Source organism: Pseudomonas sp. Gutcm_11s (assembly GCF_028649395.1).
Lineage (GTDB): Bacteria > Pseudomonadota > Gammaproteobacteria > Pseudomonadales > Pseudomonadaceae > Aquipseudomonas.
In genome coordinates this window covers 257,145-273,004 of the sequence record NZ_JAQSUW010000010.1, presented here as the reverse complement: position 1 = coordinate 273,004, position 15,860 = coordinate 257,145, and the positions used below count along the sequence as shown (strand labels likewise).

Annotated in this window: 16 protein-coding genes; 11 read left to right on the top strand and 5 right to left on the bottom strand. The window is 68.9% G+C overall.

Annotated elements, in window-relative coordinates; translation table 11 throughout:
* Window positions 1-15: 15 nt before the first annotated feature.
* Complete coding sequence (ppk1, locus tag PTT45_RS05935; protein ID WP_273812072.1) at window positions 16-2,232, top strand: polyphosphate kinase 1; 2,217 nt, start codon at window positions 16-18, stop codon at window positions 2,230-2,232.
* 43 nt (window positions 2,233-2,275) lie between these two features.
* Here the strand turns inward: ppk1 and PTT45_RS05930 are convergent, their stop codons facing one another.
* The 3 genes from PTT45_RS05930 to PTT45_RS05920 form a co-directional block, all read right to left on the bottom strand.
* The gene (locus PTT45_RS05930; protein ID WP_273812070.1) at window positions 2,276-2,716 is read right to left on the bottom strand and encodes a DUF4399 domain-containing protein; all 441 of its coding nucleotides are present in this window, start codon (window positions 2,714-2,716) and stop codon (window positions 2,276-2,278) included.
* A 61-nt stretch (window positions 2,717-2,777) separates the two neighbouring features.
* The gene (locus PTT45_RS05925) at window positions 2,778-3,275 is read right to left on the bottom strand and encodes a DUF523 domain-containing protein (protein ID WP_273812069.1); all 498 of its coding nucleotides are present in this window, start codon (window positions 3,273-3,275) and stop codon (window positions 2,778-2,780) included.
* 49 nt (window positions 3,276-3,324) lie between these two features.
* Entirely contained in the window at window positions 3,325-3,933 is a 609-nt protein-coding gene (locus PTT45_RS05920; protein WP_273812068.1) for a 2OG-Fe(II) oxygenase, read from the bottom strand.
* Between the two features lie 63 nt (window positions 3,934-3,996).
* Here PTT45_RS05920 and PTT45_RS05915 point away from each other — a divergent pair, with 63 nt between their 5' ends.
* Window positions 3,997-4,764, top strand: a complete 768-nt coding sequence (locus PTT45_RS05915; RefSeq protein WP_273812067.1) for a hypothetical protein — start codon at window positions 3,997-3,999, stop codon at window positions 4,762-4,764.
* Between the two features lie 3 nt (window positions 4,765-4,767).
* Here the strand turns inward: PTT45_RS05915 and PTT45_RS05910 are convergent, their stop codons facing one another.
* On the bottom strand, window positions 4,768-5,709 hold the full coding sequence (locus tag PTT45_RS05910) for an alpha/beta hydrolase (RefSeq protein ID WP_273812270.1): 942 nt from the start codon (window positions 5,707-5,709) through the stop codon (window positions 4,768-4,770).
* Between the two features lie 111 nt (window positions 5,710-5,820).
* On the opposite strand from PTT45_RS05910, the gene PTT45_RS05905 reads away from it, so the two are divergent.
* Both PTT45_RS05905 and PTT45_RS05900 read left to right on the top strand, forming a co-directional pair.
* Window positions 5,821-6,387: a DUF6436 domain-containing protein gene (locus PTT45_RS05905; protein WP_273812066.1), complete on the top strand. Its 567-nt coding sequence runs from the start codon at window positions 5,821-5,823 to the stop codon at window positions 6,385-6,387.
* Window positions 6,388-6,516: 129 nt separating this feature from the next.
* Window positions 6,517-8,028, top strand: a complete 1,512-nt coding sequence (locus PTT45_RS05900; protein ID WP_273812065.1) for a methyl-accepting chemotaxis protein — start codon at window positions 6,517-6,519, stop codon at window positions 8,026-8,028.
* Here the strand turns inward: PTT45_RS05900 and PTT45_RS05895 are convergent.
* Window positions 7,988-8,761, bottom strand: coding sequence for an NRDE family protein (locus tag PTT45_RS05895; RefSeq protein WP_273812064.1), 774 nt, complete (start codon window positions 8,759-8,761; stop codon window positions 7,988-7,990). The two genes, PTT45_RS05900 and PTT45_RS05895, sit on opposite strands and share 41 nt — an antisense overlap.
* Before the next feature lie 121 nt (window positions 8,762-8,882).
* Here PTT45_RS05895 and PTT45_RS05890 point away from each other — a divergent pair, with 121 nt between their 5' ends.
* From PTT45_RS05890 to phnX, 7 genes are all read left to right on the top strand, one after another.
* Window positions 8,883-9,665: a sulfite exporter TauE/SafE family protein gene (locus tag PTT45_RS05890; RefSeq protein ID WP_273812063.1), complete on the top strand. Its 783-nt coding sequence runs from the start codon at window positions 8,883-8,885 to the stop codon at window positions 9,663-9,665.
* 9 nt (window positions 9,666-9,674) lie between these two features.
* Window positions 9,675-10,475, top strand: coding sequence for a prolipoprotein diacylglyceryl transferase (gene lgt, locus PTT45_RS05885; RefSeq protein WP_273812061.1), 801 nt, complete (start codon window positions 9,675-9,677; stop codon window positions 10,473-10,475).
* Window positions 10,472-11,266, top strand: a complete 795-nt coding sequence (locus tag PTT45_RS05880; protein ID WP_273812060.1) for a thymidylate synthase — start codon at window positions 10,472-10,474, stop codon at window positions 11,264-11,266. Before lgt ends, PTT45_RS05880 begins: the two co-directional genes overlap by 4 nt.
* A gap of 3 nt (window positions 11,267-11,269) precedes the next feature.
* Window positions 11,270-12,130, top strand: coding sequence for a LysR family transcriptional regulator (locus PTT45_RS05875; protein ID WP_273812059.1), 861 nt, complete (start codon window positions 11,270-11,272; stop codon window positions 12,128-12,130).
* Window positions 12,131-12,243: 113 nt separating this feature from the next.
* On the top strand, window positions 12,244-13,284 hold the full coding sequence (locus PTT45_RS05870; RefSeq protein WP_273812058.1) for a putative 2-aminoethylphosphonate ABC transporter ATP-binding protein: 1,041 nt from the start codon (window positions 12,244-12,246) through the stop codon (window positions 13,282-13,284).
* On the top strand, window positions 13,284-14,993 hold the full coding sequence (locus PTT45_RS05865; protein WP_273812057.1) for a putative 2-aminoethylphosphonate ABC transporter permease subunit: 1,710 nt from the start codon (window positions 13,284-13,286) through the stop codon (window positions 14,991-14,993). Before PTT45_RS05870 ends, PTT45_RS05865 begins: the two co-directional genes overlap by 1 nt.
* A gap of 18 nt (window positions 14,994-15,011) precedes the next feature.
* On the top strand, window positions 15,012-15,839 hold the full coding sequence (gene phnX / locus PTT45_RS05860) for a phosphonoacetaldehyde hydrolase (RefSeq protein ID WP_273812056.1): 828 nt from the start codon (window positions 15,012-15,014) through the stop codon (window positions 15,837-15,839).
* Window positions 15,840-15,860 lie beyond the last annotated feature (21 nt).

The window sequence follows — 15,860 nt, the reverse complement described above, 5'->3', positions numbered from 1 at the left end:
CCAGGGAAGCAAGGCATGAACACCGAGGGACTCAGCAACAAGCAGATCGTCGACGCCCAGCTGGAGGCCGAGCCAACCGTGCCGGCCGAACCGGTGGTCGAGGCCGTGCCGGTCGTCGAGCCGGAGCCGGAACCGGCTCCCGCGCCGGCCCCGGTGATCCCGGGCCTGGACGACAGCAGCCTGTACATCCACCGCGAGCTGTCGCAGCTGCAGTTCAACATCCGCGTGCTGGAGCAGGCGCTGGACGAGTCCTACCCGCTGCTCGAGCGCCTCAAGTTCCTGCTGATCTTCTCCAGCAACCTCGACGAGTTCTTCGAGATCCGCGTCGCCGGCCTGAAGAAGCAGATCACCTTCGCCCGCGAGCAGGCCGGCGCCGACGGCCTGCTGCCGAGCCAGGTGCTGACGCGCATCTCCGAGATCGCCCACGAACAGGTGGCGCGCCAGTACGCCGTGCTCAACGACCTGCTGCTGCCGGAGCTGGCCAAGCACCAGGTCAACTTCATCCGCCGCCGCTACTGGACGCCCAAGATCAAGACCTGGGTGCGCCGCTACTTCCGCGACGAGATCGCGCCGATCATCACCCCGATCGGCCTCGACCCGACGCACCCGTTCCCGCTGCTGGTGAACAAGAGCCTCAACTTCATCGTCGAGCTGGAGGGCGTGGACGCCTTCGGCCGCGACTCCGGCCTGGCCATCATCCCGGCGCCGCGCCTGCTGCCGCGGGTGATCCGCGTGCCCGAGGAAGTCGGCGGCCCCGGCGACAACTTCGTGTTCCTCTCCTCGATGATCCATGCCCAGGCCGACGACCTGTTCCAGGGCATGAAGGTCAAGGGCTGCTACCAGTTCCGCCTGACCCGTAACGCCGACCTGTCGGTGGATGCCGAGGACGTCGACGATCTGGCCCGTGCCCTGCGTGGCGAGCTGTTCAGCCGTCGCTACGGCGATGCGGTGCGCCTGGAAGTGGTGGAGACCTGCCCGCAGCACCTCACCGACTACCTGCTCAAGCAGTTCAGCCTCACCGAGAGCGAGCTGTACCGCGTCAACGGTCCGGTCAACCTGACCCGCCTGTTCGCCATCACCGGGCTGGAGAGCCACCCGGAGCTGCAGCACGGCTCGTTCACCCCGGTGATCCCCAAGCTGCTGCAGAACACCGAGAACGTGTTCAACGTGGTCGGTAAGCAGGACATCCTCCTGCTGCACCCCTTCGAGTCGTTCACCCCGGTGATCGACCTGCTGCGCCAGGCCGCCAAGGACCCCAACGTCCTGGCGATCAAGCAGACCCTGTACCGCTCCGGGGCCAACTCGGAGATCGTCGACGCACTGGTGGAAGCGGCGCGTAGCGGCAAGGAAGTCACCGCGGTGATCGAGCTGCGTGCGCGCTTCGACGAGGAATCCAACCTGCAGCTGGCCAGCCGCCTGCAGGCCGCCGGTGCGGTGGTGATCTACGGCGTGGTCGGCTTCAAGACCCACGCCAAGATGATGCTGATCCTGCGTCGCGAGAACGGCGAGCTGCGCCGCTACGCGCACCTCGGCACCGGTAACTACCACGCCGGCAACGCGCGCCTGTACACCGACTACAGCCTGCTGACCGCCGACGACGCGCTGTGCGAGGACCTGCACAAGCTGTTCAACCAGCTGATCGGCATGGGCAAGACCCTGCGCATGAAGAAGCTGCTGCACGCGCCCTTCACACTGAAGAAGACCCTGCTCGACATGATTGCCCGCGAGGCGCAGTACGCCAGCGAGGGCAAGCCGGCGCACATCATGGCCAAGGTCAACTCGCTGACTGATCCGAAGATCATCCGCGCGTTGTACAAGGCCAGCCAGATGGGCGTGCGCATCGACCTGGTGGTGCGTGGCATGTGCTGCCTGCGTCCGGGCGTGCCGGGGGTGTCGCACAACATCCACGTGCGCTCCATCGTCGGCCGCTTCCTCGAGCACAGCCGCATCTACTACTTCGGCAACGACGGCGACGAGCAGCTGTTCCTCTCCAGTGCCGACTGGATGGAGCGCAACCTCGACAAGCGCGTGGAGACCTGCTTCCCGGTGGAGGGCAAAAAGCTCATCACCCGGGTCAAGAAGGAGATGGAGAGCTACCTCACCGACAACACCCAGGCCTGGGTGCTGCAGGCGGACGGCCGCTACCAGCGCGTCAGCCCCAGCGGCAACGCCAACCCGCGCAACGCCCAGGCGGCGCTGCTGGACAAGCTGACCGCGCCGCAGCTGCGCTGAGTTCGCCGGTTGTAGAAAAGGCCCCGTTCAGACGGGGCCTTTTTCATTGCACGGTGATGTTGATCTTCTTCGAGATCACTGGCGGCTCCATCGGCACGTGGTGCTTGTCGCCGATCAGTAGCTGCAGGGTGTGCGGGCCGGGCGGCAGGGTCAGCTCGGTCTCGGTCTGGCCCTTGCCGAAGTGCAGGATGTGCTCGCTGGAGGGTATCGGCTCGTCGAGCAGCGGCATGTCGCTGACGTCCACCAGCAGGTGGTGATGGCCGGTGTCGGGTACGTCGATACCGGCCGGGGCGACGCCCATGCCCTTGAGGCCGAACCTGACGGTGAAGGTCTGGCCGACGGTGGCGCCATCGACCGGCTCGATGAAGTACACCTCGGCGCCTTCAGGTGCCGGCAGTTGCGGTGCCGACTTGTCGGCCCAGGTCAGTGGTGGCAGGGCGCAGAGCAGGGCGACTAGGCCCAGGTTGCGCAGAAGGGGACGCATGGCAGGCTCCTCTGATGGCGGTCCTGCTCTGACCTTAGGCGATGGCGGCTCGCGCCGGCGGTCAGCCGTCGCCTCGCTCCAGGCGCGCCAGCTCGGCAGCGGCCTCGGCCAGTTGCTGCTCGTTGAACACCTTGACCCCGTGCCGGCGCAGCAGGGCGGCGGTGACGCCCTCGCCCGCGACCAGGGTGCCGCTGAAGCTGCCGTCATAATTGTGGGTGTTGCCGCACGAGGGGCTGCGCGCCTTGAGCAGGGCCACGCGCAGGCCGTGCTGCTGGACCAGGCGCAGGGCGATCTCGGCGCCGGCGACGAAGGCGGCGGTGACATCCTCGCCGCCATCGGTCATTACCGGCAGGCGGCCGTCGAGTACGGCGCCGCCCTGGCCGCCGGGAATCTCCGCCGGCGGGCGCGGCGTCGGCAGGCCGCCGGCCACCTCGGGGCACAACGGCACGATGCGGCCCTCGTCCTGCCAGCGTTGCAGCAGGTCGTAGGGGCCATGGGCGCCGCCGTCGTAGCGCACCTTGTGGCCGAGCAGGCAGCGGCTGACCAGCAGCTTTTCCATCAGGCTCTCCTCCCGTTGGGCGCGATGCTGCCCGTGCAGTACTGCACGATCAGCGCCGCCTGAACCAGCCGGTGAGCGACAGGCGCTCGCGGCTGGCCGGCAGCACCTCGTGGGGCAGCTCGGCGGACATGAACAGCACCAGGGTGCCGGCCTCGGGCAGCACGTCCAGCTCGCTTCCGTCGTTCGGGTAGAGGCGTAGGGCGCCGCCCTGGTCGGCCTGCCAGGTGTCGTTGAGATAGAACACCGCGGAGACGGTGCGGCGGTCGTCGTCGCGGAAGCGATCCAGGTGCTTCTGGTAGAAGGCGCCCGGCGGATACAGGGCGAAGTGGCTCTCGTAGTCCTCCAGGCCCAGGTAGAAGGCCTGGTTGAGTGCCCGGCGCAGTTCGTTCATGGCCGCCAGGTACTGGTCGCAGGCCGTGTTCTGCCCCGGCTCCAGCCACTGGATACTGTCGCCCCGCACTCCCTCGCGCACCGCCAGACCCTGGCCGCGGCCCACGCCGGCCGGGCTCAGCGCGCCATTTTGTGCGCGCTGGCGGCACTCGCTGGCCAGTTCTCCGGTCAGAGACTGCGGCAGGACATGCGTCTGCCGCGACCAGCCATGCGTGGCCAGGTCGTCGATGATCTGCGGCAGTAGCCGCTGCAGGGGGAGTTCGTTCATGCGTCGATTCTACCAGCGCCGCCTGCACGCCCCTACAATAGCCACGACCTACAGGAGTACCCCATGCGCGTCGTGTTTGCCGTCTTCATGCTGCTGTGCAGCTTCGCCGTTTCCGCCGACGACCACGCCCGGCTCTACCAGAGCGCCGGCTGGCCGCAGCAGCGCGCGCATTTCGCCGACGCCCTCAAGGCCGCCCAGCAGCGTTACAAGGGCAGCCTGCCGCCGGCGGTGTTCCAGGCCCTGGTGGACAACAGCAACCGCCGCTTCGAATCTGCCGCCATGGACCAGCGGGCCCAGGCCGCACTGCGCATGCAGCTGGCCGACCCGCAGCCGGCGCTGCAGTTCTTCGACTCGCCGCTGGGGCGCAAGGTCGTTGCCGCCGAAGTCGGCGCCTCGTCGCACGAGCAGCTGGCCAAGCACGCCAACGGCCTGCCGCCGGTGCAGGCCGAGGCCACCCGGCGCCTGCTGATCCGACACCTGGCCCAGGGCCTGCCGGCCACCGAGGCCGGCGCTGAGGTCAGCCTGGCCCTGGCCGGTGTGGCCGCCGACAGCCTCAGTTCGATGGTGCCCGGCCTGTTTGGCGGTGAGCAGGCGCAGATGCTGGTGCAGAGCCAGCGCGAGCGCCTGCAAAAGCAGATCGAGGGCGATATCGACAACACCCTGCTGCACGTCTATCGCGAGCTGTCCGATCCGGAGCTGGAGGAGTTCGCCACCTTCGCCGAGTCGCCCGGCGGCAAGGCCTATTACCAGGCGGCGCTGGCGGCCCTGCGCGCGGCGCTGGCGGCGGGGGAGAGCGGCGGCGACGTACAACCGGCCCAGCAGGGCATCTGAGCCCTAGCGCAAACGTTCGCCGAGGAAGGCGAAGTACTCGCGGCGAATGCCTTCGCTTTCATTGACCAGGTGATGTCGCGCACCGGGGATGCGCAGGATCTCCGGCTGGTCGAACTTGGCCTGCAGCACCTGCAGGTTGTGTCGCCAGTCCACCGTCATGTCTGCTTCACCCTGCACCACCAGTGGTCGCTGCGCGCTGCGCGGGGCCTTCTCGATGCGCGGAATCCACTTGGCCAGGGCGCCGACCCAGGCGGTCGGCAGGTTGCGTGGCTGTAGCGGGTCGCGGTTCTGCAGGAAGTCGAGGAACTCGGCATCGCTGGAGTTGGCCGAGAAGCGTCGCGGAATCTCGCTGCGGAACGGGCCGATCAGGTGATAGCTGAGCTTGGACAGGCCCCAGGCCCGCGGTCGTACCAGCGGCGCCAGGAGAATGGTGGTGCCGGGCTCCGGGCGTTTCTCGCCGAGCAGCAGGAAGTCCAGCAGGATGGCGCCGCCGGTGCTCTGCCCACAGAGGTGCCAGGGCTGCGGCAGGTCGAGGCTGGCGGCCTCGGCGAACAGGCACTGCAGGGTGCGCTGGTAGGCGGAGAAGTCGTCGATGCTGGCGCGTGCGCCGGCGGACAGGCCGTGGCCGGGCAGGTCGCAGGCCAGCACGGCGAGGTTCTCGCCCAGCGCCCAGTCGATCACGTGGCGGTACAGGCCCATGTGGTCGTAATAGCCGTGCAGCAGGATCAGCGTCGCCTTGGGTTCCGGCGGCAGCCACAGCTGCGCCACCAGGTCGAGGCCGTCGCACTGGAAACGCCCCAGGCGGCTGCGCACCGCGCCATGTTGCGGCAGGTCCAGGCCGTAGTAGCGCTGGTAGGCCTGGGCCTCGTCCGTCAGTGGCGTGGTGGCCGCGGCCAAGGGTCGCAGGCCGGCGCGCAGACGCTCGGGCTGGAAGGGCTCTGGCAGGGGCTGGGGCATGGCGGTCATGGTGTCTTCGGCGCGTGGCAGGGATTGCCGATATTCAGCTGTCGGGCTCGGCGTGGCAAGCTAGGCGCCTTTCTCCGCGTGTCTTCGATCATGTCGTCCCGTCGCAAAGCCATTCTCGCCAGCCTCATCGCCATTCTCTGGCTGGGCGCCATGCTGGCCGCCTTCTGGTGGTTCCAGGCGCGCTATATCCGCCCGTTCGAGGAGCGCACCGAGCTGTTCAGCGGCAGCCAGCTGCGCTTGCCGGCGGAGCTGGCCGGCCCCGGGCCGATCCGCCTGGTGCATTTCTGGGACCCGGCCTGCCCGTGCAACGTCGGCAACCAGCAGCACCTCGGCGAGCTGGTGCAGCAGTTCGCCGCGCGTGGCGTGCAGTTCTATGCGGTGCAGAAGGCCGGCAGCACGGGCCGCCTGCCGGACAACCTGCAGGCGCTGCAGCCGCTGGAAGCGCTGCCTGGCAGCGAGGGCCTGCCGGCCAGCCCAGCGGTGGCCATCTGGGATCAGGAAGGCAAGCTGGCCTACTTCGGCCCCTACAGCGAGGGCGCCCTGTGCACCTCGTCGAACAGCTTCATCGAGCCGATTCTCGAGGCCCTGGTAGCCGGCCGCCCGGTGCGCGCGGACAGCAATCTGGCGGTCGGCTGCTTCTGCGACTGGCAGCGCTAGAACCGCCCGATACGCGGCCTTGCGGCCAGCTTGCCGGCGCTGGGCGCAACAACTTTACTGAGGACATTGGGGGTTGCTGATCGGCTGTTGAACACGGCCGGTCGTTTCGTTTCTGGCGAGATGGCCACCATGACGCAAGCCTCGTTTTCCCTCGAACAGCATTACCGCCGGGCCGATCGCATCATGCTCGGCGTGCTCTGGCTGATGTTCCTCTACGCCCTCGGTCTGGCCGCCTGGCACGGTGGCTGGGTGCCGGCGCTGGTGATCGGCGGTGGCAGCGCCCTGGCCATGAGCCTGCTCAACGGCGTGGCCAGCGGCAGCCGCCTGATGCGCTGCTGCATGGCGGCGGCCTTCATGGTGATGGCGGCGCTGCACATCGACCTCGCCCATGGCCTGCTGGAGATCCACTTCGGCATCTTCGTCCTGCTGGCCTTCCTGGTGTACTACCGCGACTGGCTGCCGATCGTGGTCGGCGCCGGGATTATCGCCGTACACCACCTGGTCTTCTTCGCCCTGCAACAGCAGAACACCGGGGTGTTCGTGGTGCCCAACGGCAGCTGGCCGGTGATCTTCCTGCACGCCTTCTACGTGGTGTTGGAGAGCGCCATCCTCATCTATCTGGCGCGCCAGGCCTACGCCGAGGCCCAGGAAGGCGAGGCGCTGATGCAGGTGGCGGCGGCGCTGACGGCGAGCGAGGAGAGCATCGACCTGAGCACCCGCAGCGTGGCCAGCGGTCCGGTGGCGCGGCGCTTCAACCACTTCCTCGATCAGCTCGACGAGCTGGTCAGCGAGGTGGTGGCCGACACCGAGGGGCTGGCAACCACCGGCGACAACCTGGCCCGTGCCACGCGCACGATGCGCGAGGGCGCCAGCCTCCAGCTCGGCGAGATCTCGCAGATGTCCGGCGCCATGCAGGAGATGAGCACCGCCATTGATGAGGTGGCGACCCACGCCCAGCAGGCCGCGCTGGCCACCCAGGCGGCCACCGGTAAGGCCGCCGAGGGACGCGAGGCGGTAGCGCAGAGCGGCGCCGAGATCGGCCGCCTGGCCGAACGCATCGAGGCCACCGACCGCGAGGTGCAGTCGCTGGCCGAGCAGTCGCAGCAGATCGGTCGGGTGCTGGAGGTGATCCGCGCTATTGCCGAGCAGACCAACCTGCTGGCGCTCAACGCTGCCATCGAGGCCGCGCGGGCCGGCGAGCAGGGTCGTGGTTTCGCGGTGGTCGCCGACGAGGTGCGCAACCTGGCGCAGAAGACCGCCGCCTCCACCGCCGAGATCCAGGACATCATCGCCCGCCTGCAGCACAGCAGCCGCCAGGCCGCGGGGGCCATGCAGCAGAGCCACAGCGGCGTGGTGCGTTGCGTCGAGGACAGCCGGCACACCGGCGAACTGCTGCTGGCCATCGCCGGCGAGATCGAGGCGATCAGCCAGATGAGCGAGCTGATCGCCGCGGCGACCAACCAGCAGGCCGCCGCCAGCGCCGAGGTCAGCGAACACCTGACGGGGGTGCAGCAGGTCGCCGAGCAGAGCGCCGAAGACGCCGAGGCGCTGGACGCCGACAGCCTGCGCCTGCGCGAGCTGGCGCGGCGCCTGGGTGGCCTCAGTGCGCGCTTTCTGGTCGGCGCGCGGCCAGGGCGATAGTCACGTCGCCATTGCCCTGGCCCTGCGCGTCGAAGCGCCGCTCCACCAGTTGCAGGCCGCCGTCGTCCTGCAGGATCAGCGCGCTGCTGGCGCAGGTGCCGTAGCCGGGGCCGGCGATGAACACGCTGGACAGCAGCAGCTCCCAGTCCAGGCCGATACCGGTGTCCGGCAGCAGCACCCGTGGCGGATGGCTGGCGTCCTGCAGCACCTGTAGCAGGCGCTCGGGCTGCGGATCGTCGAGGCAGCCGGCGAGGCCGGCGGTGGCGCGCAGCACCTTGGGCCAGGGCGTGTCGAGGTCGGCATTGGACAGGCCATAGAGCCCGGCTTCCAGCCGCCGCACCTGGCCGGCCTCGGAGTTGAGGAAGTACAGCGCATGGCGGTCGCCGAGCAGCAGGTTGAAGCCGCTGTAGTCGCTGGCGCGCGGCGCCAGGCGCTCGAGGTAGGTCGCGCCATCCAGTTCGCCACGCAGGAACTCCAGCGGCAGCTCGCCGCGCGAGCGCGCGCCCTTGGCCTGGCGCGGGTCGCGGATATTGGTCACGGCGGCGAAGCGGCCGTCGGTCGTCACCCCCAGCCAGGTGCCGCCGGCCTGCAGGTCGCGGCCGGCATAGACGCCGGGTGATTCCTCCCACTCGCCCAGCGGCAGGCTGCTACGGGCGTAGAACTCGTCGCGGTTGGCCGCCAGCACCAGCGGTTGCGGGTGCCCGGGGCGCCAGGCGAAGACGATCAGGCACATACGATCTCCCAGGGCCTGTGGTCAGGTGGACCGAGTCTAACAAAGCAGCGGGCGTCCATCGCCTCGGCTGGAGGGCAGGGTGCCCATCCGTTACCATGCCGCTTCGTTTTCGGGGGACTCCATGGAATTCCTGCTCTATCTGCTGTTGGGTGCGGCGGCCGGGGTGCTGGCCGGGCTGTTCGGCGTCGGTGGCGGCATCATCATCGTGCCGGTGCTGGTGTTCAGCTTCACCGCCCAGGGCTTCGATGCCTCGGTGCTGACCCACCTGGCCGTGGGCACCTCGCTGGCCACCATCATCTTCACCTCGATCAACTCGGTGCTGGAGCACCAGCGCAAGGGTGCTGTGCTGTGGCCGGTATTCGCCTGGATGGCGCTGGGCATCCTGCTCGGTGCCGCGCTCGGCTCACTCACCGCGGCGGCCATCCAGGGCCCGCTGCTGCAGAAGATCATCGGCGTGTTCGCCATCATCATCGCCATCCAGATGGGCCTGGGTCTGAAACCCAAGGCCAGTCGCGCTGTCCCAGGCAAGCCCGGGCTGACCGGCGCGGGCGTGGTGATCGGCTGGGCCTCGGCGATCTTCGGCATCGGTGGCGGCTCGCTGACCGTGCCGTTCCTCACCTGGCGCAGCGTGCCCATGCAGCAGGCGGTGGCGACCTCCTCGGCGTGCGGCCTGCCGATTGCCGTGGCCAGTACCCTGAGCTTCATGGTCCTGGGCTGGAACGAGGCGCACCTGCCGCAGTGGAGCCTGGGCTTCGTCTACCTGCCGGCGCTGGCCGGCATCGCCATCACCAGCATGTTCTTCGCCCGCATCGGCGCGCGCCTGGCGCACCGCCTGCCGGCCACCGTACTGAAACGACTGTTCGCTCTGCTGCTGCTCTGTGTGGGCACCAGCTTCCTGATCTAAGGAGTCGCAATGCTGACTTACCCGCAGATTGACCCGGTGGCCCTGGCCCTGGGCCCGCTGAAGATCCACTGGTACGGCCTGATGTACCTGGTCGGCATCGGCGGCGCCTGGTTCCTCGCCAGCCGCCGGCTGAAGGACTTCGACGCCAGCTGGAGCAAGGAGAAGCTCTCCGACCTGGTGTTCTGGGTGGCCATGGGCGTGATCCTCGGCGGCCGTCTGGGCTACGCGCTGTTCTACGACCTGTCCGCCTACATGGCCGACCCGCTGAAGATCGTCCGCGTCTGGGAAGGCGGCATGTCCTTCCACGGCGGCCTGATCGGCGTGATGCTGGCCACCTGGCTGTTCGGCCGGCGCAATGGCAAGAGCTTCTTCGAGCTGATGGACTTCATCGCGCCGCTGGTGCCGATCGGCCTGGGCGCCGGGCGCATCGGCAACTTCATCAACTCCGAGCTTTGGGGCAAGGTCACCGACGTGCCCTGGGCCATGGTCTTCCCCAATGGTGGGCCGGACCCGCGTCACCCGTCGCAGCTGTACCAGTTCGCCCTCGAGGGCGTGGCCCTGTTCGTCATCCTCTGGGCCTACTCGCGCAAGCCGCGCCCGACCATGGCGGTGTCCGGCCTGTTCGCCATCTGCTACGGCATCTTCCGCTTCATCGTCGAATTCGTCCGCGTGCCAGACGCCCAGCTCGGCTACCTCGCCGGCGGCTGGCTGACCATGGGCCAGGTGCTCTGCGTGCCGATGATTCTCGGTGGCCTCGGCCTTATGATCTACGCCTACCGCCGCCAGGCCGTTCAAGGAGCCGCGCAATGAAACAGTACCTCGACCTGATGCGCCTGGTGCGCGAGACCGGCACCTTCAAGAGCGACCGCACCGGCACCGGCACCTACTCGGTGTTCGGCCACCAGATGCGCTTCAACCTGGCCGACGGCTTCCCGCTGGTGACCACCAAGAAGTGCCACCTGAAGTCGATCATTCACGAGCTGCTGTGGTTCCTCCAGGGCGATACCAACATCAAGTACCTGAAGGACAACGGCGTACGCATCTGGGACGAGTGGGCCGACGAGAACGGCGACCTCGGCCCGGTGTACGGCTACCAGTGGCGCTCCTGGCCGGCGCCGAACGGCGAGTCGATCGACCAGATCAGCAAGCTGATCGCGATGATCAAGAAGAACCCGGACTCGCGCCGCCTGATCGTCTCCGCCTGGAACCCGGCGCTGGTCGACGAGATGGCCCTGCCGCCGTGCCACACCATGTTCCAGTTCTACGTCGCCGACGGCCGCCTGAGCTGCCAGCTGTACCAGCGCTCGGCCGACATCTTCCTCGGCGTGCCCTTCAACATCGCCAGCTATGCGCTGCTGACCCTGATGATTGCCCAGGTCTGCGACCTGCAGCCCGGCGACTTCGTCTGGACCGGCGGCGACTGCCACCTGTACGCCAACCACATCGAGCAGACCGACCTGCAGCTGACCCGCGAGCCGCTGCCGCTGCCGACCATGAAGCTCAACCCCGAGGTGAAGGACCTGTTCGCCTTCAAGTTCGAGGACTTCGAGCTGCAGAACTACCAGGCCCACCCGCACATCGCCGCACCGGTCGCGGTGTAAGCCATGCTGGCGGCCGAGCTCAAGGCCTTTCACATGGTCGCCCGCCTGGGCAGCATCACCCAGGCGGCGAAGAAGCTCGGCCTCAGCCAGCCCACGGTCACCACGCAGATCCGCAGCCTCGAGGCGCAGTACGGCGTCGAGCTGTTCTACCGGGGTGGCCGCCGCCTGACCCTGAGCGAGGAGGGCGCGCGCCTGCTGCCGATGGTGCAGCAGCTGTTGCAGCAGGAGGCCGACATCGAGTTCTTCCTGCGCAACTGCGGCCAGTTGCAGGGCAGCCTGCGCATCGCCGCCACCGCGCCCTACTACGTGCTCGACCTGGTCAAACGCTTCCGCGAACGCCTGCCGCAGATCCAGGTGACCCTGGAGATCGGCAACTCGCAGCAGGTGATCGAGGCGCTGGAGGAATACCGCGTCGACCTCGCCGCCTCCTCCCAGCTGGAGCAGGACGCGCGCTTTACCCGCCTGGTGCTGGGCCAGGACCCGCTGGTGCTGGCCGTGCATAGCAGCCACCCGCTGGCCGCGCACAAGCGCCTGCACGCCTCGGCGCTGGCCGGCCACTGCCTGCTGATGCGCGAGGCCGGCTCGACCACGCGCCTGCTTACCGAACAGATGCTGCGTGATGCCGGTGTCGCCCCCGGTCCGCTGCTGGAGATCGGCAGCCGCGAGTCGATCCGCGAGGCGGTGCTGCGCAACATCGGCGTCAGCGTGATCGCCCGCCACGAGGTACCGGACAACCCCGAGCTGCGGGTGATCGAGCTGGACGATGCGCCGCTGATCCCGGAATACCTCTACTGCCTCAAGGAGCGCCGCAGCGCGCGCCTGCCGGCGGCCTTCCTGGCCCTGGCCCGCGAGCAGGCCGAGTAAGCCGCTACACAAATCCGCCGATGACACTATCGGCGGCTTTTGCCCAACTGCCATAAAGCTTTAGCACTGCTCGCGCAGCATGAGCCTCGTTCGATTCATCACGAGGTTCTGTCATGGCCACCGTCGACCTGCAGCTGCGCGACATCCACAAGGGCTTCGGCGCCTTCAAGGCGCTGGACGGCGTATCGCTGGACATCGCCGCCGGCGAGCTGGTCTGCCTGCTCGGCCCGTCCGGCTGCGGCAAGACCACCCTGCTGCGCTGCATCGCCGGGCTGGAACGCCAGGACGGCGGCGCCATCCGCTTCGCCGGGCGCGACGTCTCCGAGCTGCCGCCGCAGGCGCGCGACTACGGCATCCTGTTCCAGTCCTACGCGCTGTTCCCCAACCTCACGGTGGCGCAGAACGTCGCCTACGGCCTGGCCGGCCAGGGCCGCGAGGCGATCCGCGCACGGGTCAACGAGATGCTCGAGCTGGTCGGCCTGGCCGGCAGCGAGCAGAAGTACCCGGCGCAGCTCTCCGGTGGCCAGCAGCAGCGCGTGGCGCTGGCCCGCGCCCTGGCGCCGAGCCCGTCGCTGCTGCTGCTCGACGAACCGATGTCGGCCCTCGACGCCCGTGTGCGCGAGCATCTGTGCGGCGAGCTGCGCGCGCTGCAGCGCCAGCTCGGCATCACCACCCTGATGGTCACCCACAACCAGGACGAGGCCATGCTGATGGCCGACCGCATCGCCGTGATGAACCACGGCCGCGTCGAGCAATACGCCTCGCCCCAGGACATCTATCGCGCACCGGCCACGCCCTTCGTCGCCGAGTTCGTCGGCCAGGGCAACTGGCTGCCGTTCGAGCGCGACGGCGAGCACGCCCGCGTCGGCGACCTCAGCCTGCGCCTGCAGAACGCCCAGCCTGTCGAGCGTGGCCGCCTGTTCTGCCGTCCCGAGGCGGTGGTGATCAACCCGCCGGTGCACGAGGACAACCTGTTCCCGGCGCAGATGCGCGAGATCACCTTCCTCGGTAACCGCTGCCGCCTGAGCTTCGAGCTGGACGCGCTGCCGGGCCACGCCCTGCTCGCCGAGCTGGCGCCCGAGTCCATGCCGCGCCTGAGCGGCGCCGAGATCTGGGTGGCACTGCCGCCGCGCAGCCTGCAGGTGTTCGCCTGATGCAGCAGGTCGCCATCCTCAAAGCGCTGCCCACGGCCAGGCGCTGGCCGGCCGATCTGGCCGACCGCCTGTTCGTGCGTGGCGGCCAGTGGCTGCTGCTGGTTCTGCTGCTGCTCGCCGTGCTGCTGCCGCTGGCGGCCATGCTCTGGCGCGGCCTGGCCGGCGATCCGGGGCAGGGCGGCGGGCTGCTTGCTGCGCGTGAGCTGGTGGCCAGCGCCAACTTCCGCTGGTTGCTCGGCAACAGCCTGAAGAGCGCCCTGGCCGTGGTACTGATCGTGGTGCCGCTGGCCTACGCCTTCGCCTATGCGCTGCAGCGCACCTGCGTGCCGGGCAAGGGCCTGTGGCGCGGCATCTCGCTGCTGCCACTGCTGGCGCCGTCGATGCTGCCGGGCATTGCCCTGATCTACCTGTTCGGCAACCAGGGCGTGCTGCGCCACCTGCTGACGGACAACGTCTACGGCTTCTGGGGCATCGTCCTCGGCCAGGTCATCTACACCTTCCCGCATGCGCTGATGGTGCTGCTCAGCGCCCTGGCCCTGGCCGATGCGCGGCTGTTCGACGCCGCCTCGAGCATGGGCGCATCCAGGTGGCGCGCGTTCCGCAGCATCACCTGGCCGGGCAGCCGCCAGGGCGTGTTCGCCGCGGCCTGCCTGGTGTTCACCCTGTGCGTCACCGACTTCGGCGTGCCGGTGGTGGTGGGTGGCGACTACCAGGTGCTGGCGCTGGAGGCCTACAAGGCAGTGGTCGGTCAGCAGCAGTTCGGCCGTGGCGCGCTGATCGGCCTGTTCCTCCTGCTGCCGGCACTGTTCAGCTTCACCGTCGACCTCTGGCTGCGTCGCCGCCAGCGCGACGCCATGGGCGGCCGCGCCCAGGTCTACCACCCGCAACCCAGCCGTGGCCGCGATGGCGCCTTCCTGCTGCTGGTGCTGCTGGTCAGCGCCTGCCTGCTCGGCGTGTTCGGCATGGCGGTGTACTCGTCGCTGGTCAAGTTCTGGCCCTACGACCTGTCGCTGTCGCTGCACAACTACGCCTTCTCCGAGCTGCCCGGCGGCTGGCTGGCCTACCGCAACAGCCTGCTGCTGGCGACCTGCTGCGCACTGTTCGGCGGCGTGCTGATCTTCCTCGGCAGCTACCTGCTGGAGAAGACCCGGCAGAGCCCGCTGACCCAGCTGCTGCGCCTGCTCTGCTTCATTCCCATGGCAGTGCCCGGCCTGGTGCTCGGTCTCGGCTACGTCTTCTTCTTCAACCTGCCGGCCAACCCGCTGCACGGCCTGTACGGCAGCCTGGCCCTGCTGGTGATCTGCACCGTGGCGCACTTCCTGACCACCGCGCAGATGACCGCCAGCGCCGCCCTGCACCAGCTCGATGGCGAGTTCGAAGCCGCCGCGCTGTCGCTCAAGGTGCCGCTGCTGCGCCACTTCTTCCGCGTGACCCTGCCGATCTGCCTGCCGGCGCTGCTCGACATCGTCCGCTACCTGTTCGTCTCGGCGATGACCACGGTGTCGGCGGTGATCTTCCTCTACAGCCCGGACAGCCTGCTGGCCGCCATCGCCGTGCTGAACATGGACGACGCCGGCAACGTCGGCGGCGCCGCCGCCATGTCCACCCTGATCCTGCTCACTTCCGCCGGCGTCTCGCTGCTGCTGGCCGGGGCCTCGCGCGGCTTGCTGCGCCGGTCCCAGGCCTGGCGCGCGGCGCCCGGCCACTGATCCCCTCTGGAGACTGCCATGCACTACCAAGCCCCCACCCGCCTCAGCGCCGCCATCCTCGACTGGGCCGGCACCGTGGTCGACTTCGGCTCCTTCGCGCCGACACGCATTTTCGTCGAGGCCTTCGCCCAGTTCGACATCGAGCTGAGCCTGGAGGAGGCACGCGGGCCGATGGGCATGGGCAAGTGGGACCACATCCGCACCCTGTGCGATCAGCCGGCTGTGGCTGAGCGCTACCAGCGCCGCTTCGGCCGCCTGCCGAGCGACGCCGATGTCACCGCCATCTACGAGCGCTTCATGCCGCTGCAGATCGCCAAGGTCGGCGAGCACTCGGCGCTGATCCCCGGCGCGCTGGAGGCCATCGCCGCCCTGCGCGAGCGCGGCCTGCGCATCGGCAGCTGCTCCGGCTACCCGCTGGCAGTGATGGGCAAGGTGGTCGAGCTGGCTGCCGCCAAGGGCTACAGCCCGGATCACGTGGTCGCCACCGACGAGGTGCCCAAGGGCCGGCCGAGTCCGGCGCAGGCGCTGGCCAACGTCATCGCCCTGGGCCTCGACGACGTCGCCGCCTGCGTCAAGGTCGACGACACCGAGCCGGGCATCCTCGAGGGCCGCGCCGCGGGCATGTGGACCGTGGCCCTGCGCTTCTCCGGCAACTTCCTCGGCCTGAGCTGGGACGAGTACCAGGCGCTGCCGGCCGAGCGCCGCGCCGCCGAGCGTGCGCGCATCGACGGCCTGTTCGCCGGCAGCCGCCCGCACTACCTGATCGACACCATCGCCGATCTGCCCGCCGTCATCGACCACATCAACGCACGCCTGGCCCGTGGCGAGAGCCCGCAAGCCTGCTGAACCCGACAACCAACGCCAACA